Source organism: Akkermansia muciniphila, from assembly GCF_040616545.1.
Taxonomy (GTDB): domain Bacteria; phylum Verrucomicrobiota; class Verrucomicrobiia; order Verrucomicrobiales; family Akkermansiaceae; genus Akkermansia; species Akkermansia muciniphila_E.
Genome location: NZ_CP156688.1, coordinates 2,157,116 through 2,178,855, shown reverse-complemented (window position 1 = coordinate 2,178,855; position 21,740 = coordinate 2,157,116). Strand labels below are relative to the sequence as shown.

Annotated in this window: 15 protein-coding genes; 3 read left to right on the top strand and 12 right to left on the bottom strand. The window is 60.8% G+C overall.

What is annotated here, in order from left to right:
* Nucleotides 1-74: 74 nt before the first annotated feature.
* Nucleotides 75-1,274 (bottom strand): 4-hydroxy-3-methylbut-2-enyl diphosphate reductase, encoded by a 1,200-nt coding sequence (locus tag ABGM91_RS08955; RefSeq protein WP_290565102.1) that lies wholly within the window; start codon nucleotides 1,272-1,274, stop codon nucleotides 75-77.
* A 70-nt stretch (nucleotides 1,275-1,344) separates the two neighbouring features.
* Here ABGM91_RS08955 and ABGM91_RS08950 point away from each other — a divergent pair, with 70 nt between their 5' ends.
* Genes ABGM91_RS08950 through ABGM91_RS08940 form a run of 3 tightly spaced genes read left to right on the top strand, consistent with a single transcriptional unit; the run spans nucleotide 1,345 to nucleotide 4,409 of the window.
* On the top strand, nucleotides 1,345-2,403 hold the full coding sequence (locus ABGM91_RS08950) for a tRNA-dihydrouridine synthase (protein ID WP_354831586.1): 1,059 nt from the start codon (nucleotides 1,345-1,347) through the stop codon (nucleotides 2,401-2,403).
* Between the two features lie 12 nt (nucleotides 2,404-2,415).
* Nucleotides 2,416-3,555: a transglutaminase-like domain-containing protein gene (locus ABGM91_RS08945; protein ID WP_354831583.1), complete on the top strand. Its 1,140-nt coding sequence runs from the start codon at nucleotides 2,416-2,418 to the stop codon at nucleotides 3,553-3,555.
* Nucleotides 3,552-4,409: a diacylglycerol kinase family protein gene (locus ABGM91_RS08940; protein ID WP_354831580.1), complete on the top strand. Its 858-nt coding sequence runs from the start codon at nucleotides 3,552-3,554 to the stop codon at nucleotides 4,407-4,409. Before ABGM91_RS08945 ends, ABGM91_RS08940 begins: the two co-directional genes overlap by 4 nt.
* Nucleotides 4,410-4,445: 36 nt before the next feature.
* Here the strand turns inward: ABGM91_RS08940 and ABGM91_RS08935 are convergent, their stop codons facing one another.
* From ABGM91_RS08935 to hrpB, 11 genes are all read right to left on the bottom strand, one after another.
* Complete coding sequence (locus ABGM91_RS08935) at nucleotides 4,446-4,778, bottom strand: hypothetical protein (protein ID WP_354831578.1); 333 nt, start codon at nucleotides 4,776-4,778, stop codon at nucleotides 4,446-4,448.
* A gap of 271 nt (nucleotides 4,779-5,049) precedes the next feature.
* A complete protein-coding gene (locus ABGM91_RS08930) occupies nucleotides 5,050-5,832 on the bottom strand; it encodes an enoyl-ACP reductase (RefSeq protein WP_102714142.1) in 783 nt (260 codons plus the stop codon).
* Between the two features lie 67 nt (nucleotides 5,833-5,899).
* On the bottom strand, nucleotides 5,900-6,775 hold the full coding sequence (gene folD, locus ABGM91_RS08925) for a bifunctional methylenetetrahydrofolate dehydrogenase/methenyltetrahydrofolate cyclohydrolase FolD (RefSeq protein ID WP_354831575.1): 876 nt from the start codon (nucleotides 6,773-6,775) through the stop codon (nucleotides 5,900-5,902).
* Nucleotides 6,748-7,476: a lysophospholipid acyltransferase family protein gene (locus tag ABGM91_RS08920; protein WP_354831572.1), complete on the bottom strand. Its 729-nt coding sequence runs from the start codon at nucleotides 7,474-7,476 to the stop codon at nucleotides 6,748-6,750. The genes folD and ABGM91_RS08920 overlap by 28 nt, the downstream gene beginning before the upstream one ends.
* A gap of 15 nt (nucleotides 7,477-7,491) precedes the next feature.
* Nucleotides 7,492-9,135, bottom strand: coding sequence for a hypothetical protein (locus ABGM91_RS08915; RefSeq protein ID WP_354831570.1), 1,644 nt, complete (start codon nucleotides 9,133-9,135; stop codon nucleotides 7,492-7,494).
* Nucleotides 9,136-9,156: 21 nt separating this feature from the next.
* On the bottom strand, nucleotides 9,157-11,676 hold the full coding sequence (locus tag ABGM91_RS08910; protein WP_354831568.1) for an Amuc_1098 family type IV pilus outer membrane protein: 2,520 nt from the start codon (nucleotides 11,674-11,676) through the stop codon (nucleotides 9,157-9,159).
* A 134-nt stretch (nucleotides 11,677-11,810) separates the two neighbouring features.
* Entirely contained in the window at nucleotides 11,811-13,580 is a 1,770-nt protein-coding gene (locus ABGM91_RS08905) for an alpha-amylase family glycosyl hydrolase (RefSeq protein ID WP_354831565.1), read from the bottom strand.
* Nucleotides 13,581-13,606: 26 nt separating this feature from the next.
* Nucleotides 13,607-14,989 carry a CCA tRNA nucleotidyltransferase gene (locus ABGM91_RS08900; RefSeq protein ID WP_354831563.1) on the bottom strand — a complete coding sequence of 461 codons (1,383 nt, stop codon included), beginning with the start codon at nucleotides 14,987-14,989 and terminating at the stop codon, nucleotides 13,607-13,609.
* A gap of 8 nt (nucleotides 14,990-14,997) precedes the next feature.
* The gene (locus ABGM91_RS08895) at nucleotides 14,998-16,263 is read right to left on the bottom strand and encodes a redoxin domain-containing protein (protein ID WP_354831561.1); all 1,266 of its coding nucleotides are present in this window, start codon (nucleotides 16,261-16,263) and stop codon (nucleotides 14,998-15,000) included.
* Between the two features lie 508 nt (nucleotides 16,264-16,771).
* Nucleotides 16,772-19,012 carry an inorganic phosphate transporter gene (locus tag ABGM91_RS08890; protein ID WP_290565090.1) on the bottom strand — a complete coding sequence of 747 codons (2,241 nt, stop codon included), beginning with the start codon at nucleotides 19,010-19,012 and terminating at the stop codon, nucleotides 16,772-16,774.
* A 114-nt stretch (nucleotides 19,013-19,126) separates the two neighbouring features.
* Complete coding sequence (hrpB, locus tag ABGM91_RS08885; RefSeq protein ID WP_354831558.1) at nucleotides 19,127-21,712, bottom strand: ATP-dependent helicase HrpB; 2,586 nt, start codon at nucleotides 21,710-21,712, stop codon at nucleotides 19,127-19,129.
* Nucleotides 21,713-21,740: the final 28 nt, after the last annotated feature.

The following is a 21,740-nucleotide window of genomic DNA, read 5'->3' as shown; positions in this document are numbered from 1 at the left end:
AAAAGCGGCCTCCGCTTTTACGGAGGCAACGCGCGTTCCCTCTTTCCGCCTTCACCGGGCGGCATGGTTCCCCGCTACTTGCGCAGGTCCGCAATGCGCAGGATAGTGGCCTCAATCAGATTGGCCGGGCAGGAGGCCCCCGCCGTTATCCCCACCTTCAGGGATTTGCCCAGATTCTGCACAACCGGCTCCGTGGTCATGCGGCGCACTTCCCGCGTCTTCGTGTCAAACGCGTCCACGTACTGGATGGACTTGATGCACTCCGCGGATTCAATGAAATACGTGGGCACATGCTCCCTGGCAATATCCACCAGGTGCGTGGTGTTGGAACTGTTGTAGCCGCCCACCACGAACATCACGTCCAGCGGATTCTTCAGCAGCTCGTACAGGGCGTCCTGACGGTCCTGGGTGGCGCCGCAGATCGTGTCGAACACGTAAAAATTATCATCGTCCCCGTCCCGCTGGACGACGGCGTCCTTCACCATCTTCTGGAGCGTCTGCGTCTCCGTCTTCAGCATGGTGGTCTGGTTGGCGATGCCCACTTCCTCCAGGTCCCGGTCCGGATCAAAGCCGGGGGAATAGCACCCTTCAAACCGTTTCAGGAACGCCTCGCGGTCTCCGCGGCCCAGAATGTAGTCGCACAGGATGCGGGCGTCCTCCAGGTCATAGACCACCAGGTATTTCCCCTTTCCCTTTTCTCCCAGGGCTCGGGAGGCCGTGGCGCTGGTTTCCTCATGGGTGGCCTTGCCGTGGATGATGGAGGTAATCCCCATGGCGGCGTAATTCTTCACTCTTTTCCAGACCTTCATCACGTCCCCGCAGGTGGTGTCCACGATCTGCACGCCCTTTTCTTCCAGCGCTTCCATGAAGGAGGTGGGAACGCCGAAGGCCGGAATAATCACCACGTCATCCGCGGCAATCCGGTCATAGGAGGAATCAAGCTGTTTCCAGGGAAGTTTTTGAATGCCCATCTCCTCCAGCTGGCGGTTCACTTCCGGATTGTGGATGATGTCCCCGATCAGGTAGATATTCCGGTCGGGGAACACCCTGCGCGCCGCGTACGCAATGTCAATGGCGCGGCGCACGCCGTTGCAGAACCCGAACTCCCGGGCCAGGAAGAATTCCGTATGGCCCAGGTTGTATACGTTGCCCGCAGACCGGATGTGGGAAATCAATTCACTCTGGTAGTGCTGCTGGATTTCCTTCTCCACCTGTTCCATTACCTCGGCTCGTCTCACATTCACTCTGGCTTTGCGGGTTGAGTCCTGATTCATGCCCACAGCTTCCACACTTTCCTCCTTTCGTCAAGACAATCACAGCTTGCCATCCGGGGCTTTTCACGGTATGCACAGGCCCATGCTGCTGGCGCTGGCCCCCATGAAAGATGTGACGGATCTGGCTTTCCTCAAGACGTTGAAGGACTTGAATTCCCTACCGGATTACTTCATCACGGAGTATTTCAGAACGGTGGCCCACCATAAAAAGATGTCGCCATACATCCTGCGCTCCATTGATGAAAATCCCACGGAACGCCCCATTTACGGGCAGCTCGTAGGCCATGAGCCGGAGTACCTGGCCAGGGACGCGCTGAACCTGATGAAACACGCCTGCGCCGGAGTAGACCTGAACATGGGCTGCCCGGCCCCCCTGGTGTGCAGAAGGAACGCGGGGGGAGGCATGCTGCGCTCCCTGAAGGATATGGACGCGGCCCTGGGAGCCCTCCGGGACGCCCTGCCCGCAGGAGCCTTCACCGTTAAATGCCGCCTGGGATACGAGACTCCGGATGAGTTTGAACGCATCCTTCCCGTGATTGCCGCGCATTCTCCGGACCGGGTGTGCATCCACGCCCGCACCGTGCGGGAAGGCTACCGCTCCCCCGTCCATCCGGAATGGGTGAAATGGGCCGTGGAAGTCCTGGACTGCCCCGTAATCGCCAACGGCAACATTGTGGATGCCGCCACGGCGGACGCCTGGGTGCGGCTGGCGCAGCCCGCGGGCCTGATGATCGGCCGCGCGGCTCTGCGCAATCCCTGGATATTCTCCCAGCTTCACGCCCGCTTCCGGGGCGCTCCCAGGGTCTCCCCCACCTTCCGGGACGTGCTGCACTACATCCACCGCCTTTATGAACGCACGCTGGAAATGCAGGAACATTATGTGGAGGAGAAACACATCCACCGCATGAAAAAATACCTGGTTTACACGGCGCGGGGACTTCCGGATTCCTTTGACCACCACATGAAGAGGGCTAAAACTTCCCATGATTTCATGCGTCTTTGCGAGGATATTCTGGACAACGACACGCCCTTCGCGCCTACGCCGCCGGAGGACACGCACCTGTTTGCCCATTTCCATACCCTGCTTGCGCAAGAGGAAGCTTGTCTACCGCCCGGAATTCGGGTATGAATGCCAGTGTTCATGAACCTGCTGCCTTCTGCCCTTCTCCTGGGACTGACCGCCGCCCTCTGCGCCGCCCATGACGCCATCCCGGACGGCGTGGATTTTTTGCGCGCCTACATGCCCGCGCAGGACAGGGAAACCATCACGGAAGAGCGTCTGGACCGGGAAGTACGGCTGGCGCTGGCGGTCCGCGCCCAGTTTCCCTGGGCGGGCAAGGTGCCGTGGGAGCTTTATGAGAACGACGTGCTCCCGTATGCCGTGGTCAATGAACCGCGGGACGAATGGAGGGAGCAGTTCCACAACCTGTTCGCCCCGCTGGTTTCCGCGTGCAAAACGGGGCGGGAAGCCGCCCTCACCATCGCCTCCAGCATCCAGAAAACCCTGAATGTCCGCTACTCCACGGAAAGAAGGGTTCCCCACCAGGGCGTGAAGGAGTCCCTGGAATCCGGCAAGGTCTCCTGTACGGGCCAGAGCATCCTGCTCGTCTGCGCGCTCCGTTCCGTAGGCATTCCGGCCCGCATGGCCGGAGTCCTTACCTGGAACCACGTGCGCGGCAACCACAACTGGGTGGAAGCCTGGTGTGACGGGGAATGGCAGATGCTGGAATATAATGAAAAGGATTTCAACACCCCGTGGGTGATGTCCGCCATCAGCATGCTGGACCCCCGCAAGCCGGAAAACGCCATTTACGCCACGTCCTGGAAAAAAGAGCCTTCCGGCGAGTTTTTCCCCCTGGTCTGGGAAGCCCGTTACGACGAAAAACGGCGCGCCCTGACCTTTCCCCCGGAAAGCCGGACCGTTCCCGCCGTCCGGATCACGGACCGCTATATGAAACTGGCGTCAGACTGGGTGGCGGCTCAGCCGGAATATGTGCCGGGCAGCAAGCTGATGCTGGACATCAGGGAGGAAAACGGCCCAAAAAAACGCCGCCTGCCCCTGCGCGTGGTCCTCAAGTCGGAAGAAGGGAAAATCCTGGCGGAGGGCACCACCCCAGGACCGTCCGACGATATGAGGAAATTCCTGGAGATACGCCTGCCGGATAACGTCTCCCGGGGCTTTCTGGAATTCATGATGCCGGACGGGACGGTACGCCATGAACCCGTGGCCCATACGGAAGCTCCGGTGCAGATTTTGAATTTCTCCGTAAACGCCCGATGAGGATTCCCCTTTTTTTCAATAATACGGCGCGCAGCGCCAGGGCGGACCGCTTCCGCCGCTGGCTGGACAGGCGCCGGGACCTTTTTGACGTCATTGAACCGGAGAGCCGTGCGGACATGCTGCACCATCTGGCTGCCCGGGCGGCTTCCGGGGCCACCGTCGTAGCCGTGGCGGGAGGGGATGGTACGCTGGGAGCGGCCGCGGAAGCCCTCTGCAATACGGGGACGGCGCTGGCCCCCTTCCCTGCGGGAACCATGAACGTCTTTTCCCGGGAAATAGGAGTACGGCAGGATTTTGACCACGCCCTGCACGTTCTGAACACGGGGCGTTCCAGGGAGGTGGACCTGTTTGCCTTCAACGGACGCCCTTTTCTCCAGATGGCGGGCATCGGCGCGGACGCCCGGGCCGTGGAACTGACCACCTGGGAGATGAAGAAAAAATGGAAGGCCTTCGCCTACGTGATTGCCGGAGCCAGGGTCTGTACGGAACGGCAGCCGCGCCTGACGCTGGCCACGGATGACGGGCGGGTGCTGGAAGGCGGCGCCATCCTCTTCGGCAACGGGCGCAGGTATGGCGGGCCGCTGAATTTCTTTGCGGAAGCAGGCAATGATGACGGACTTCTGGATGCAGTGGTATTCCAGCACTCCATTCCCTCCATCATCGGGGAATGCCTGATGGCCGCTGTCCATGGCGGCTTCCATTCCCGGAGGCACGGCCGCTTTGAATACATCCAGATGACCGGGGGAACCGTCACCTCCGCCGGGCAGGCCGCCTGTGAACTGGACGGGGATTACGCGGGAAACGCGCCGGTCCGGATCACGCGGCACGGCACGCTGAAGGTCCTCGTCCCTTGAAACGGCCCCATTCAGGCGGCCATTTCCTGTGCCGCTTCAACTCAGTAAAAAGTTGGCAAACGTATTCAGCATGCAGGAAAGGCGGTCCATCTGACTTGCCGGAAACCCGGTAAAGGCCAGGATAATGGCAATATCCATCAGCCCCGCCACGGCAATCCATTTGATGATGGCCGGCAAAGGAGACAGAGAGGGTTGATATATATTCCATTCTTCCGCTACAAAGGAAAAATCCTCCCCCGAATCAAAACGGCGGAACTGCTCCTTTAATTCCTCAACCATCATTTCATGCGGGCACACAAACCCATGGGTGGAATCCCCCACTTCGCAATAATACAACCCGTTGCCCACGGGAACGGACTGTATGTGCATTCCATTCCTGCCATCAAGGGAAATATGGGCGTTATGAGAAGCGTCCCCGTACCGGAGGAACATTTCATCCAAGCTGCCGCACGTTTCTCCGTTAAACAGATAACGATGGGAGGCTGTCATTTTTTTATTTATAAAAATGAAACCCCGCAAGGCAAGATTTTTTGACAGGGGAAACAGGGCATCCCTGTCATACCGGCGGAGGCGGCGCAAAAAGGCCGTACCGCAAGCGGTACGGCCTGAAAGGAAGGAGGAATCTTCCGCAAGGAAAACGTTACATGCCCATGATCTGATAGCCGCCGTCCACGTAAATCACCTGTCCGGTGATTGCGGCGGAGCCATCGCTGGCCAGGAACACGCCGGTGGCGCCCAGTTCCTCGCCCGTGCAGGAACGGCCCAGGGGGGCGTGTTCCTCATACACCTTGAACATGGTGCTGAAACCGGACACGCCGCGCGCCGCAAGCGTCTGCATGGGGCCGGCGCTGATGCAGTTGACGCGGATGCCGCGGGCGCGGCCCAGGTCGTACGCCAGATAACGGGTGCAGGCTTCCAGAGCGGCCTTGGACACGCCCATCAGGTTGTAATTCGGCACCACCTTTTCTGAACCCAGGTAGGACATCGCCAGAATACTGCCGTTGTCGGACATCATGGGCTCCACGGCGCGGGAAAGGGCCACCAGGGAGTAGGCGGAAATATCCAGGGAAATCTTGAACGCGTCGCGTCCCGTTTCCAGGAAACTGCCGCCCAGGGCTTCCTTCGGGGCAAAAGCCACGGAATGCAGCATGCAGTCTACCTTGTCCGTATGCTTCCGGACATTTTCAAAGAATGCATTGATGGATTCATCATCGCTGACATCCAGATCGTAGACGGGGGCATCCTCGCCGAAGTTTTCATGGACCAGCTTGAGCACGCCGTCCTTGAGGCGTTCACCCTGGTAATTGAAGATGAGCTTTGCGCCCGCTTCATGCCATGCCTTGGCAATTGCGAACGCGATACTGCGCTTGTTCGCCACGCCGACTACGACACCAACTTTGCCTTCGAGTAATTTACTTGACATAATGGTAAGTGGATACTGCCCTATTTTCCTGCTTTTGACAAGAAAAACGGACGTCACCTGCGCTTCCTCAGGCGCCTGTCTGCTGGCGGCAGGCCTTGACCGTATTGGCCATCAGCATGGCGATGGTCATCGGTCCCACGCCGCCGGGCACGGGAGTGATGGCCCGGCATTTGGGAGCCACTTCATCATAGGCCACGTCCCCCACAATCCGGTAGCCGCGCTTGGCAGCGGCGTCTTCCACGCGGTTGATGCCCACGTCCACCACCACGGCGCCGTCCTTCACAAAATCAGCCGTTACAAAAGCGGGCCTGCCAATGGCCGCCACGATGATGTCCGCAGAGCGGCAGATCTCCGGCAGATTCTCCGTACGGGAATGGGCCACAGTCACGGTAGCGTTCGCCTGCTTGGACATCAGCAGATGGGCCATCGGCTTGCCTACGATCATGCTGCGGCCAATGACCACGGCATTCGCCCCGGCTGTTTCAATACCCGCCGCCTGCAGCAGCCTGATGCAGCCCAGAGGGGTGCAGGGCACAAACCCGGTTTCATCCTCCAGCACCAGCTTGGCGACGTTTTCCGGATGGAAGCCGTCCACGTCCTTGGCAGGGTCAATTTCCAGCACCACGGCCGCCTCGTCAATATGGGGGGGAGGCGGGCTCTGCACCAGGATGCCATGGATGGACGGGTCCGCATTCAAGTCACGGACCACCTGCAGCAGTTCTTCCTGGGAGGCGTCGGAAGGCAGAACGATTTTCCGGGAATTCATTCCCAGTTCCGCGCATTTCTTTACCTTGGAATTAACGTACACCTGGGAGGCGGGGTCTTCCCCCACCAGCACCACGGCCAGACCGGGAGTGATTCCCTGTTCCCTGAGCCGCTCAATATCCCTTCCAACCTCTTCCAGCACCTGGGAGGCTACTTGTTTTCCGTCGATGATTTGCATAATAATGATTCTTTAAGTGGTGGAAAATCCGGAAGCCCCTGCCGCATCAGCCCGGCCAGCAGGCTCGCATACTCCGCCACCTGCTCCTCCGTTACGTCCGGAGGAATGAACAGGCGCTTTTTCCATAAAATGTTCACGTTGGAGCACGGCTTGGGAATGGCGTAACGGTCCCAGGCCTTGTTCAGCCGCCAGCAGCTTTCATACTCTATGCACACGGGGACGATGGGCAGGCCGGACTGGGAGGCCATTTTAATGATGCCGTGGTGCACCTCATAAATGGGGCCCTGGGGGCCGTCCGGGGTAAGGCAGAAACAGACGTCGCCTTCCTGAAGCTTCCGCATCATCTCTATATAGGCCAGGGCGCCGCGCCGTCCGGAAGAACCGCGCACGGAGTCCAGGCCAAAGTGCCTGCAAATGGACTCCACCAGGGCCCCGTCCTTGCTGGCGCTGGTCAGCACGCACATCTTGAGCGGCTTCTGGGCCAGGGACCAGGCATAACCCGGCACGGTCGTGCGGTTGTGCCAGAGGGCCACAAGAAAAGGCGTCGTGTAGACGTCGTCGTGCTCCTCCTTGATGGAACGGATATTAAGGCTCATGCAAAGAGGCTGGAGCACGGACCACAGGCCGAAGCCGGCCAGCCTGGTCCACCAGCGGGAACGCTTCTCGGATGTTTTGCGAACAGTAGGTTTGAGTATGAACATGAATCCTCGGCAATATCACATGAATCCGTCCACAGTAACCCGGGCCGGAGAAGGTGTTGAGGGGGCGGGATGGACCATCCCGCGGGAGGGGGCGGCCTGCATTCCCGGACGCTCCGCACGCGGCTCCACTTCCTGGAGCATGGGACCGGAACTGTCCTGGGGGGATGACGGGGAACCGGAAATTTTTACGGAAAGAACGATGTCACGACCTTCCTGCGTGGCGCCGGACGGGATGCGGACTCCGTTCACCATGTAGGAGGGAATTTTGAAGACCAGTTCTCCCGCCAGTTCAGTTCCGTCGCTGGCCACGAAGCCCGTCACTCCCAGGAAGCCCTGCTCAAACAGGGAAATTTCCGTCAGGGAAACGGAGCGGTCCGTGCCGTCGCTTTCCAGAAGGAAGGAGCCGGACGTAAAGACGGGGGAGGAATAAGGAAGCTTTATTTCCGAGTTCTGGGCAGTCATGGCCGCCAGCAGGCGGAAGACGGGCAGCCTGAGCATGTTCGCCTTGACGACGGAACCGCTGTACCCCTTCACGGAAGGCCTTTTTTGCTCCGCCATGACGGGCAGGCCGAAGTCTACCTTCAATTCATGCTTTTCATCCACTTCCTGGTCCCCCATCTGCACCTTGAGGAAGGAGGAAAAATCGTTCCCCACCAGGGAATGGAGTTCAAAATTCCTCCCCGTGAGGGTCCACGCCTGGTGGCGGAAATCAATGCCAAGGGGGAAATTCCCCGTAATCATGAAGGTACTCACCTCCGCAGGCTTGTTGAGCAAGCGCCCCTTGTCCAGAAAGCCGGAAAAGGTAAGCTGCCTGATGCCGTTTCCGTTTAAAATAAGGGAACCGGCATCCATGCTCATCAGCGGCCAGCCCTTGATTTTCAGTTTCTGCTGTGACAGGTCCAGCACGTATTCCGGTTCCGCGCCGGCTCCGGACGTGCGGATATAGGCCTCCGCCGTCAGGAAAAAGGGCCCGTCATTACGTTCCAGGGTGAATTCCTCCGTCTGGTGGGCATAACCTACTTCCAGGCGCGGAGCGGTATAACGCCGGAAGACGAAAGGCAGCTCCCTGCCCGTCTGCGGCACGGCAAATTTGGCGAATCCGGGACGCAGGGCCACCACGGCCTTGGCCACGTTCATGCTCTCCCCCTTGATTTTCCCCATGAACAGGGAGGTGGCGGAGATTTCCCCGGAGATGCCTTCCAGAATTACGAAGGACAGGCAGGAATCCTCCGGAAAGGCTACCTTGATACGGGAGGCCTTCATGGAAAGGCCGTCCATCGCCATGCCGGAGATTTCCACCTTCCCCCCCCACGCGGCGGAAAGGTCCGATTGCAGGCGGCTGGTGAATTCCTCCGTGTTGAATGACGTCAGCCGGTACATGTACGTTCCCGCCAGAGCGCCCACGGCCAGCAGGACCGCAATGCAGAGGGCGATCAGAAAACGCTTGTTTTTCAGCACAGCCTGTTTGGCGTCATTACGGTCGTCATGATAGGTGCGGCGGCGTTTTTCCACCCGGATGACCTTGGTGCCGTCCGGGCGCACCACCACTTCCCTTTTCCGCTCCACGCCCCGGGAGTCCGAGGCATGCAGCTGGCGCATGATATTGTCGGTCCCCTGGGAGGAAGAAGAGGACTCAGGATCGGAATCGCTGTTCTTCAATGATTATAATCCGGTTTAAGGTTATTCGGCATTGCTCAGGGCGGGAAGGGGCGCCAGACCTGCCGGGACATCCCCGTCTGGAACGGAGGTGCTCGGCGTGTAAAGCTGCTTGCCGCCCGGGTCCACCACTTCCGCCTTCACCATGATGATGATGGCCTTGCGCTGTTCCTTGGCGCCCTTGGAGCGGAACAGGCGTCCCACCCAGGGAATATCGCCCAGAATGGGGATTTTATCCTCATACGTGATGGACGTGGATTTTTTCAGGGAGCCGATGACGAGCGTGCTGCCGGTGGCGATGCGCACGGGAGCGGTCAGGCGGCGCGTGGAGAATACGGGCTGCAGGATAAAGTTGTCGGAAGCTTTCACCATGACGATGTCTTCCTTCGGGTTCTTCTCCCGGGAGGCCACAGGAATGAAGAGCGGCGTGCCGTAGTTGATGAAGCCGTCAAATTCCACGATTTCAGGCACAACCGTCATTTCCACGATGGACTTGTCATCACTGATGCCGGTCACTTCCACGTTGAACAGCGTGCCAAGCTGCCTTGTTTCAAAGGCGGAGGGATGCGCCGGGGTCATGGGCATGACCTGGAGGCGGTCCCCGTTGTCGTCGTCATAGTTGCCCCAGTCGTCGCCGTTATTGTTATTATTGTTGCCCGTGCTGTTGGGGACTTCGGGCGGATCATATTCCGTGGGATAAATCAGTTCCCTGCCGCTGAAGAACGTGGCTTTTTCACCGGGCCGCACAATGACGGAAGGATGCTGCATGATGTCCGTGCCCTTCTTCTGGCTCAGGCCGCGCATAATCATGGTAACGTCCGCCTGGCTCCACATGCCGCGCATGGTGAGGATGCTGGGGGCGCCGCCGGGAACGTAGGCCACGCCCGTGCTTCTGGCGGAAGAACCGCGCTCAATCATGCCGTCAATGCTGTCTTCCGTAAAGACCTGGTTGCCGGACCTCAGACCGCCCACCACTCCTCCGGGAACGGCGGCTCCCGCCACCTGGGCGGCGCTGTCCAGCACGGTGTTGTTATAGTCGTTCTTGTTGGTTCCCGCACCGCCCATGAACCATTTGGACGGGTCCAGGTTCAGGTTCACGATCCAGTTGAAGCCCAATTCTTCCAGGTCCGTCTGGTTCACTTCCAGGAACGTGGCGCTGACAACCACCTGAAGGGGCTGTTCCGCGCTCTTGGAGGCCACCAGCTCCTCCAGCAGGCTCAAGTCCCGGGGGGTCCCATGGAAAAGGAGGGTGGAGTTGCCTGAATTGTACTTGATGAAGCTGCCCTCCGGGAATTTCACCCCCAGGGAGGCCAGGGCCTTCTGCGGGTCCACCCGTTTCAGGGTCATGCCGGAGGAGCCTGAATCCCCGGAAGCGAAGGGGTCCGCATTTTCCGTATCGGAGGATTCGGACAAGCCGGAGAAGAAGCCCGGCGGAAGGGTGATGGACTTGGTCACCATGTAGGTGGTGCCGTCCGCACTGGATACCAGTTCCGCGCCAAAGGCGTTCGTGCGCAGCAGGAGGCCGGAAGCGCGCGCCACATATTCCAGGGCGTCGCGGAGCGGCACGTTTTGAAGATTCAGCGTAATTTTCTTTTCAGCGACTTCCCTGGCGGAACTGCTGTCCGGCGGCCCCGGGTCCACGGAGATGTTCACGCCGCGCTCCGCCGTGGTCATGGCCGTGGTGTCATGCGTCCTGGCCTGGCTGCGCAGGTAGTCCACGGCTTCCTCCACCGTAGCGCCGTCCAGCTGCACGCGCGGCAGGCGGATCATGCCCAGCTTCTGGTCCACGTTCACCACGGGATTGTCCAGCGGCTCGGAGAAGGAGGAAGGTTCCTCCGGCGTTTCCGTCAGGGGCGCGGGCCGCTCCCACAGCCGGGAGACCTCCGCCAGCGCGTTCCCGCGCATTTCATCCCGTGCGGCGTCAAAGTAAGTGGTTCTGGCGCGGTTCACCAGCTCCATGCCGCGCCGCGCCGCCGTATTGTAGGGGTCCGCCTGGAGGACGGAGGTGAATTCCTTCAGGGCCGCATCATACTGGCCCAGTTCATAATAACCGTAAGCCAGATGGAGCAGGCGGTTCACCTCCTCCACATTCTTGACGTGTTCCGGGGAAAGGGCCGGATTCGTCCTCACCGGGTCCTGGGCCATCTCCAGCGTACGCTTGGCGAGCGCATGCGTCGGGGTGGTTTTCAGGGCGTCCTGCAGCAGCTTGACGGCCTCGTCATAACGCCCCACCTTGATGTACTCCTGGGCCACCGCCACGCTGACGTCCGCAATGCTGGTTTCCAGAAAACGGCGCCGCTTCTCCATGTTGGGGGACTTGGGCAGCGTGGAAAGGCTCCTGCGGTAATTTTCCAGGGCTTCCTGATACTTGCCTTCGGAATACTGCTGACGTGCCTGCCCCAGCAGCAGCATGGAAGCCTGGGCCTGCTCTTCCATCCGGGCCGCGGCCCGCCGGGAGGCCCCTGCCCCTTCCTGCGCCAGCCCCTGGCCGGCGCCAATACCGGCCACGGCAAGAGCCAGAGCAATTTGCTGAATGGCAGACATGGAGTGAGGGAAACGTCTAGTCATAGGAATTTCCGGGACTATACAGAATTAAAAACGGCCCGTCATTATAAAAACGCCCAGCAGAGCAAAAAATATCGGAAAAGGCGCGCGGGCCTTTCCATGAGGATGCCCCTTTAAACGGGAGACAGTTCCAGCACGCCCACATGCCCCGGTTTCAGGGGGTGCGGAAGCCCGCGTTCCATCAGTTCCTTCCGGTCAAATTCCTTCTCCTGCGCCTGCCCGTCCATCAAGTCCCTGACCCGCACCCGGTCCGTCTGGATGCCGCACCAGCCAAAGGCGTGCTGGGGGATGGAAATGCGCAGATTGTAGAAGTTGATGTCCGGTGAAAGGTTGCCCACGACCAGCACGGTGGCCTTCGCATGGGCATCATGGCGGAGCATGGCGTATACCCAGTGGCCGGAGGTGTCTTCCGCAGGTTCCCTGCCGAACGTGGTATTCTTCATGTTGGCCCAGTTCAAGCCGTAAAAATCCCCCCGGTCCAGCGCCGGATGCTGGATCAGGGGAAGCAGGCGCCGGTGGAAGTCCCTCAGTTCCGCGGAATCCTCCGGCAGCAGGGAGGCGTCAAACCGCCCGTCCGCCACCCAGGGCTGGAGCTGCGGCAGGCAGGTATAGTCAAAAATGCTGGTGCGCCCGTCATGGCCGCCGTAACCGCCGGGGCTTTCCGCCCGTTCCCCCACTTCCTGCCCGTTGTACACCAGCACGGGACCGCGGCCGGAAGCGTACACCAGCGTCATGACCGCAGGCAGAATGACGCGCCCCACGCCACCCCAGGAGAGCGGGGAGCACACGCGCGTTTCATCATGGTTCTCCACATAGCGGACGCCGTTGGTCATGTACTTGGGGTTGCTGCGGAAAAGACGGTCAAAATCGTTGGCCCAGTTATTCTCCGTGTACATATGGAGCGCCAGATGGTAGCAATCGGAATCGTAAACGGCATTGAACCCGGCTTCCAGCAGCGCGGCGCAGGGATCGCCGGGAGTGGTCTTCATGTGGTCGTTGTACGCCTCCGCCATGAAAAACACGTCCGGCAGACGGACGCGGGAACGGGAAATGGCCCATTTCCAGAAGGCCATGGGGATCATTTGGGCCATGTCGCACCTGAAACCGCCGATGCCCAGGCCCTGCCAGAAGGAAAGGATGTCGTCCATGATGCGCCACGTCTTGGGCACGTGCTGCTTGGGGCTGGTCCAGTCCGGCAGCAGGCGGAGGGCCGGCAGTCCGGCCATGAAGTTATAGCCGTAGTTGAGCTTGACCGTCTCGTACCAGTCGTACTTGCTGGGGTTCCATGTCACGGCATTGTTCCCCGTCACGCGGCCGAAGGTCATTTCCCCTTCAAACAGGCCGTCCGGCAGATGCAGGGGGGGGCCGTCCCCCGGACTGTTGGAGGTCAGGTAAAAATACCCCTGCTCCGGAGAGAAAAACGTATGGTGGTCGTCCCCTTCCCCGAAATCGTCATGCCCGTCCCAGTCCGCCAGGTACGCGCGGGAAACATGGTTGGGGATAAAGTCGATCAACGGCACCAGCCCCACCGTCCGGCAGCGTTTCACGAGTGCCTTGAACTCCTCCATTCTTTTTTCCGGCGTGGAGGCCAGGTCCGGGTCCACGTCAAAATAATCCACTACCGCATAGGGACTGCCGGCCAGGCCTTTTACGATGGATTCCGGCTGGGCGGGCAGCTCGGGATAGGCCGTCTGCGTGGCGTGCCTCAGCACCCCGGTCAGCCAGATATGAGTAAAGCCCATCCGGGCTACTTCCCTCAGGGCCCTGTCCGTCACGCCGTTGAACGTTCCGCACCCGTTCGTCTCCCGGGTCCCCCAGTCCACTCCATGGGTTTCCATGTTGGAAAAATGGCGGACAAACAGTTGATAAATGACCGGGCGCATGAGCTGAAAGGTTGAGGTCTTGCGGCCTATAATGCTAACTTTTCCAGGTACTCTGCAAGTGTATTCTGTTCCACCGGGGCAATTTGCCCCAGAAGAAGAAGGGCCTCCTTCCGCGTCCGGAGCGTTCCCTCCAACTGAAGTTCCTGCAAACGGGACAGCCAGTTTTTGAAACCGGGCCCCGGGGGCAGGCCCAGGTTCACCAGGTCACGGCCAGTCACCAGCGGAGGAGGCACCAGGGGAGCGTTCCGGTAGGAATCCATGGCGTCCCTGACAAACTGCCAGTTGTCCATCAAGCCGTTGGAGGAAAGGCAGTCCAGGCGGTGAAGCTCCAGTTCATCCCGGAAACGGGGGGCGCTCATGAACATCCGCAGGGTGGATTTTTTCATCTGCTGCACATTCATGAAGCGCATGTGGCGCTCCACCATGGCGCTCACCGCATCCACCACGGCGTTGGAATACTTCAGCCGCCTTAAAATCTCCCGTGCCATGACAGCCCCCTTTTTGTCATGGCCGGAAAAACGGATGCGCCCCGTTTCATCCACCTGGCGGCAGGGGGGCTTCCCTACATCATGTAGCAGCACGCCCAGCGCCAGCTCCAGGGAGACGGGGGCGCCGTCCTTCCCCAGCGCGTCCAGCATCATCAGGGTATGGGTGTACACGTCCCCCTCCGGATGCCACTGGGGGGGCTGCGTGCAGCCGATCATGGCGTACAGCTCCGGAATGGCATGCTTCATCAGCCCCGTTTCCACCAGCATTTCCACGCCCCTCCTCCTTCCGGGCGACAGGAGAATCCTGTCCAGCTCTTCCCGGATGCGCTCCGGAGCAATGCGGGCCAGCAGAGGGGCGTTCCTGCAAATGGCGGCATAAGTATCCGCCTCCACCTTCACTTCCCTGGTAACGGCAAAACGGACGGCGCGCATCAGGCGCAGGGAATCCTCCTCAAAACGGAGATCCGGCTCACCGATGCACCTCAGCACCCGGTCCCTTATGTCCGCCACGCCGCCCACATAATCCACCACGCGGCCCGGAGGATTGGAAAAAGGCTCTTCAAACAGGCCGTTCATGGTAAAATCACGGCGGCGCGCGTCTTCCTCCGCGTCCGTGAAGCAGACGGATTCCGGACGCCTTCCGTCACGGTAGAGGCCGTCCCTGCGGAACGTAGCCACTTCAAAGCAAAAGCCGTCACGGCGCACCAGCACCACACCGAAGGCGGCGCCCACCTCCCAGGCTCCGGGAAACAGGCGCAGCACCTCCTCCGGACGGGCGGAGGTGGCAATGTCAATATCCTTTACCGGGTACCCCAGCAGCCGGTCCCGGACACAGCCCCCTACAAAGTACACCGTATGCCCGGCCCCGGCCAGCACGCGCGCCACAGCCTCAGCGGCCTTTCTCAACGGAAGATTCTCCATGAAGAGGGCTATTCGGGCATGGGCCGCAGGGGCGGCGCGGCAAGAGGGGCGGCCGGCGCGGCAGCGGGTTGCGGCACAGCCGGAACGCGCGTCTCCGGAGAATTGATTTTGGCAGGCAGCGGCGCAGGCCTGGCGGCGGGAGGAGCGGCGGGGGCCTTTTTATCCTCCGCCTTTCCATTCTTTTTCCCTTCAAACTTGCCCATGACGGCGTACAGGTTGGCGTCAAACAGCATGTCCGGCGTGCCGCGCATCAGGATTTTTCCCTTGGGGTCCAGCAGGTACACCTGCGGCGTGTGCCTCACGCGGTAATCCTTGAATGCCGCCGCTTTCTCATCAATCAGGGAGGGGATGTCCAAATTCAAATTCAACAGGGCCTTCTTCACATTCTCACTGCTCCCCGGAGCCACCGGCATCACCGTCAGGCCCGGAAATTCTCCCCGGAGGGAAGCGGCCTTCCCCAGAAACTGGACGGAACGCGCGTCCCTCGGGTCCCAGAACACCACCAGAACGGGCTTCTCCCCGCCGGGGAGCTTCACTTCCGCCCCCGTGGTGGAGGAAGGCAGGCTGATTCCGGGTCCGGTCTGCCCGATGTTGAGATTGCGTATTTCATACAGCTCCTCCTGCACCAGATTCCGGACCGGAACCGGGCCGAAGCTGGAATCATAACACTTGATGATGGCATCCTTCAACAGCTTTCCGCGGGCCGCCACCAGCCGGACGTCATCCTGGAGCATCCCCGTCGTTTCCTTCATCACCATGGCCAGCCCCAGGGCTGCCAGCCCCTGGTCCTCCGGGAACTGGCTGTAGTCCTTGATCTGTTCCAGAATGACCCGGCAGCGCAACTCGCGGGAATTGCTCAGCGCATACGCCGCCTTCCCGGCCCCTTTTTCCCGGAACAGGGTGTTTTCCAGGGCGTCCAGGCAGAGCACCACAATCTTCCTGGCTGACTCTCCGTTGGGAAACGCCTGCGCCACAGCCTCCGGATGGTCCAGAAACCAGAGCACGGTCGGAAGCAGGTAGGGCTTTTGAGTCTCCGGCTTTTGCAGATCCCGGCCCACCTGCCTCCACAATTCCCGCGCCACCGGAACGGCGTCCGGACGGCTCTTCATCAGTTCCTCTCTTTTACCATCGCTTTCAGCCGTCTTGAATGCGGACTCCCAGTCGGACTGCCTCATTTGCCAATCCGCCAGCGCATTCTTCATGCCGGCTTCATCCGCCGGAGCCCATCCAAGCAGGCTGCATGCACCGGCTATCACGCAAAACGCTCTCTTCATACCCAGCCACTATGCCCTGACGCGCGCGCGCCGTCAATCAAACCCCGCGGCAAACCGTCAAACATTCTTCCTTCCAGCCTTTTACGGCGCGGAACGCGCCATTTGAAGACGAACAAACCCCGGCGAATCCCTTCGCCGGGGCTGCTGTTCAACTAACTACCTATGAAGACGGTTGAATCCTTTAGTGGATGAAGTGCTCTCTCTTTCACTGCACCCGGATCATAACCGTTATGGGTGAGACAGCCGGGCCGGAAATACGTTCAAACATTCCGTTTTTGTATGACACAAGGCTGGAAACACCTCTGCTCCCCTGCATGAAAAAGCGGCTGCGGAATTCCTTCCGCAGCCGCTCCAACTAACTACCTATGAAATCAGGGTTATTCCTGATGGCCAGGAAGGCTCTCGTTCCTCCCTTGCCGGACAACCCTGTCCTTTAAACATACCTGCATCCGGAGCACGCTCAAGGTTTTTCTTTCCTTTTCCCGCAAAATTCCGGATTCCCGCCGCCTTACGCGGCCACAAAGTTCCGTTCGTCGTTCGTCAGGGCGCGCACCTGCACGGCCATGAACCTCATTTCATTAAGCATGTTCAGGTAAAGCAGGGAGGAACGGGTGCGCGTCTGGTTGCGCTGGGCGCGCTTGATCTGCCGCTTGGTGGCTCTTGCCACCAGCTGAAGAAGCTGTTCCTGCGCCACCATCGTATAATCAAACTGGATATACGTTCCCGTCTGGAGCATCTTGCAGTACTCGTCCAGCAGCTTCATCAGGGCCGTATGCACCTCCTTCAGGTCATCCACCTGGTCAATGGTGAACGGCGTATGGTTGTTGTCCACATAAGTGAAAATGGACTCGGAAAACTGCGCCAGGCTCTGCGTGGCTTCATTCAAATGCTCCAGGGCCTGCACGAAATGGTAGCCCATGTCCAGGGAGCGGGACTGCATTTTGTACAGGATGGGGAGAATGTCGTACTTGTGGTGCTCGCTGCTGGAGAGGGCCAGCCGTTCCGCGGCGTCCGCCAGTTCCTTCAGGGCCTTCCGGTCACTCTGGAAGAAGTTTTCCATGGTGTCATTGTAAATCTCCCGCAGCTTCAGCGTGCTGTCCACCACCTGGTGGCTGCACACGTCCAGAATATTTTCTTCCGTAATCTGGTCAAAGCGCTCCACGGAAAGCTTGTTTTCCCGCTTGCGGTGCATGATGGTGGATTTCACCAGGATGACGACTACCAGGGCCAGAAGCCCGAAGATGGCGTACACCTGCCCGTAGTGCAGGACGGTGGCCATGACGGCGGCCAGCGTAAAGGCGGCCAGGCCGGTCATGAACCAGCCGGAAATTACCGTCAGTACGCCGGTCACGCGGTAAACCGCGCTTTCCCGGCCCCACGCCTTGTCCGCCAGGGAGGAACCCATGGCTACCATGAACGTCACGTACGTGGTGGAAAGGGGGAGCTGCTTCCCGGTGGCCCACGCGATCAGCAGGGAGGCCACCGTCAGGTTCACCGTGGCGCGGATCAGGTCAAACGCCACGCGGTCCTTGGGATTCAGAGGCTGGGGGGCCGCATCCCACTGGTGGTTCATGCGCACCAGCATGCGGGCGGGTATGAGCTTCTTCACCCCGCGCCCAAGCGCAATGGCGCTGCGCACGATGGCGCGTGCCGGGGGAACGGAGCCGAAGCGTTCTATGCCGCCTTCACCCTGCCGGGAAAGCTCCACTCCGGTGGCGATTACCGTCTTGGCCTTTTTAGAGAACCACAGCGCGAAGATCATCATGCAGCCCGCGGCAAAAAGAATATAATGGTTCACCGGGGCTCCCTGCCCGGGCATCAGGCACTCCATGGCGGTGATGGAAGAGGCGGAGCCCCCCGCCGCCACCACGCCGCTGGCGTACTGGAAGGAATCCAGGCCGCCCATGAACACGCCGATGAAGTTCACCAGGTCGTTCCCCGCAAACGCCAGGGCCAGGGAGAAGGTGCCCGCCAGTACGGTCAGGCGCAGGATGTTCGTCATGAACAGGTGCTGAAGCAGGAACATGAGCACGGAAAAACCGCCGAAGGCCGCCAGCAGGGACATGCCCAGGTTCTGGTCCACATACTGAATAAATTCAGGTTCCATCAAGGTGGACTCCTTCAAGCCCTTGAACACGGCGAAGTAGGCTATCGCCGTCATGGCAATGCCGCACCAGAAGCAGCCGAACCATTTGAACCGGGACTGGTACTTGAACGTGAACGCCAGCCGGGAAATCCACATGACGATGGTGCCCACCGTAAAGGCGATGGCTACGGAAAGAAGAATGCCGGTGACGATTTCAAACGCCTTGTCCGTGTTGATGAAGTCCCACACGGACTGCGTCATGTGGAACTGGGAAATCTTGAAGATGGCGGTGGCTACGGCGGACCCCAGAATGCCGAACACCAGGGAAACGGTGGTGGACGTGGGAAGGCCGAAGGTATTAAAGGTATCCAGGAGAATCACCTCACTGATCATCACCCCCAGGAAGAGCAGCATCACTTCGTGATAACTGAACATGTCCGGGTGGAAGATGCCGTTCCGGGCCACTTCCATCATGCCGCCGGAAAAGCAGGCGCCCACCAGCACGCCGATGGAGGCCACGGTCAGGATCACCCGTACCGGGGCAGCCTTGGAACCAATGGCGGAGTTGAGGAAGTTGACGGCATCATTTGCTACGCCGTTGATCAAGTCAAATGCCGCCAGAAGCAGCAGGGCTACGATGATAATCCAGTAAATTGAGTCCATAACTGTCTCTTGTGATCGGTGGGCGGAGGGCGTCCGCGAGCTGCACCACCGCCTCTTTACACGGAAACGGACGATTTTGCCACTGTTTTGTTACAGAAAAATCCTTTCGCCTTTTCAACGGGAACGCGGGAGGAAATCCAGCTCTCCGGGATCAGGCCAGCGGTGCCGCGGGTAACGCCCCGCCAGGTCTTTTTTCATCTGCCCGTAGCCGTTCCGCCAGAAGCTTTCCAGGGACCCCGTCACCTGCCACGGCCTCTGGCTGGGGGCCAGCACCTCCACCTTCACGGCCATGGCCCCGTTGGCAATGCGCGGGGATTCCGCCACGCCGAACAGGCGCTGCACCGTCAGGCCGATCACCGGCGTGGAATCCTCCCCGTACCTGACCTTGGCGTGCTGGCCGTTGGACAGCGTCATGCTTACCGGGGCATAATCCTCCAGCGCCTTCGCCTGCCAGCCGGAAAGCCAGTCCTGCAGTACCGGAAGAATCTCCCTCTCCTTGATATCCTTGTAGCCCACGGCCCCCTCGCAAGCCAGGGAGATGGCCACCAGCTTGTCCTCCTCTGAAAAACGGGGCAGTTCCAGCTCCGGCATCCACACGCTCAAACCGTTCAGGCGGCGGATCCACTGCTCCACGGAATCATCCCACTTCACCAGCTTCAAGGTGCCGTCCACCACCTTCTGCGCCAGGATGGGTGCGGCCAGTTCCGGGGGCGCGTCTCCGCGGTCCCGGTCTTCCAGCACCAGGTCCTCATACATCAGCCTCCGGCGCAGGCGCACGCGGCGCAGCACGGCGTCAAAGACGGCCTCCTCCCCGCCGGAAAAACGTTCCGGCCAGACGGCGCGCAGCTCCTCCGGGTCAATGAGCGTGCAGCGGCCCACTCGGGTTTCCACCGCCTTTCCGGACAATTCCGCTACTTCCGCGGCCACAAAATGCTCCCCGTGGAAAACCACGCTGCCCTCCGCCAGCCTGCCCCCCACGCCTCCGGTGATGCGGCACGTGTTGGCGGCCACGCCGTTCCGGACGCCCACATGGTCCGCAAAACTCTCCATCATCGCGCGGACCACGGCGGGACGCGCCGCCGTGAAATCCGGCTCCGGCACGTCACGGAACTTTCCCCGGCTGCCGATGGACAGAAGCTGCCTGTACGCCATCCACGCCTCCCGCGCTCCGCGGGCGGAGATTCCCCAGCGGGTGCAGGCCCCCGCATCAAACCCGGCGGCCACGGCCTTTTCCACCGCGCGCCACTCCGCCTGAAAATCCGTATAATCCCCGGAATCCCGCAGATTGTCATTCAAGCCGCCCTTCATCGCTACTCCCTCCCCCTGCATCAGGGCCGCAATGGCGGCCAGCTCCACCACGCACTGTTCATCCTGCCCGGCCACAATCAGGCGCGCCAGCCGCGGCGGCAGGGGAAAAGCCGTCATCCTCCTTCCCACGTCCGTCAGGCTGCCGTCCTCCTCCGTGGCGCCCAGGGCGGCAAGCAGGTTCACGGCACGCCGCATCACCAGCTCATCCGGCGTATCCAGCCAGCGGAAGCCCTCCGGCGCGGTAATGTCCCATGCGGCCAGATTCAGCACGGCTCCCGCCAAATCCACCCGGAAACATTCGGGCGGGTCAAAATCCGCCTTCCGCGCCTGCTCCGCCTCACTCCACAGCCGGAAGCAGCGGCCCGGGGCCACGCGCCCGGCACGGCCCATGCGCTGGGCGGCGGACGCCTTGGAAATCTTCGTCAGGTGCAGCGTATCCATGCCCCGGTACGGGTCCCAGCCGGACCGGCGCACCAGCCCGGAATCAATCACGGTGCGCACCCCCTCAATCGTCAGGGAAGTTTCCGCCACATTGGTGGAGACGATGACGCGGGGATTCTCCCCCTGCTCCACGGCGCGGTTCTGCTGTTCCGGGGTCAACGCTCCGTAAAGGGGAAAAACGTCCCGGCCGCCCATCCACGGCCTGCCCGCCAGCAGCTCCGCCGTCTTCCGGATTTCATACACGCCCGGCATGAACACCAGCACGTCCCCGCAGTCCCCGGCCTTCACCGCCTCCCGCACGGCGTCCGCCGCCTGCTCCCAGACGGGAGGGGGAGCCACCCTGCCCCTTCCATCGCTGACCAGGCGGGGAGCGCGGTACACGGTTTCCACGGGGTACTGCCTGCCGTGCGCCTCCAGCACCTGGCAGGAATCCCCCATATACTCCCGCAGGCCGGATATTTCCAGCGTGGCGGACATCACCACCACGGCCAGGTCCCGGCGCGGGCCTTCCTGCAAATCCAGCACGCGCCCCAGGGATAAATCCCCGGAAAGGCTCCGCTCATGAAATTCATCAAACACCACGGCGCTCACCCCTTCCAGGCCGGGCCGCTCCGTCAGCCAGCGCTCCAGCATGCCGTCCGTCACGTAGGCAATGCGGGTCCGGGAGGAAATGTGCCGTTCAAAACGCACCACGTACCCTACTTCCCTCCCCAGCTCCGCCCCGCGCAGACGGGCCACATGGCGCGCCAGCAGGCGCGCGGCCATGCGCCGCGGCTGAACCACCACAATGAGGCCGCGCTCCCCAAGCCCGGCGTCATCCAACATGGGAGGAACGCCGGTGGACTTGCCGGAGCCCGTGGGCGCTTTCAGCAGAATGCGCGGCGAGGCGGCCTGAAGCGCATCCAGCAATTCTGCGCGGATTTCCTCAATGGGAAGGGATGGAGGAACCATACCGGCTTTTACAGGGGAATCCATTCCG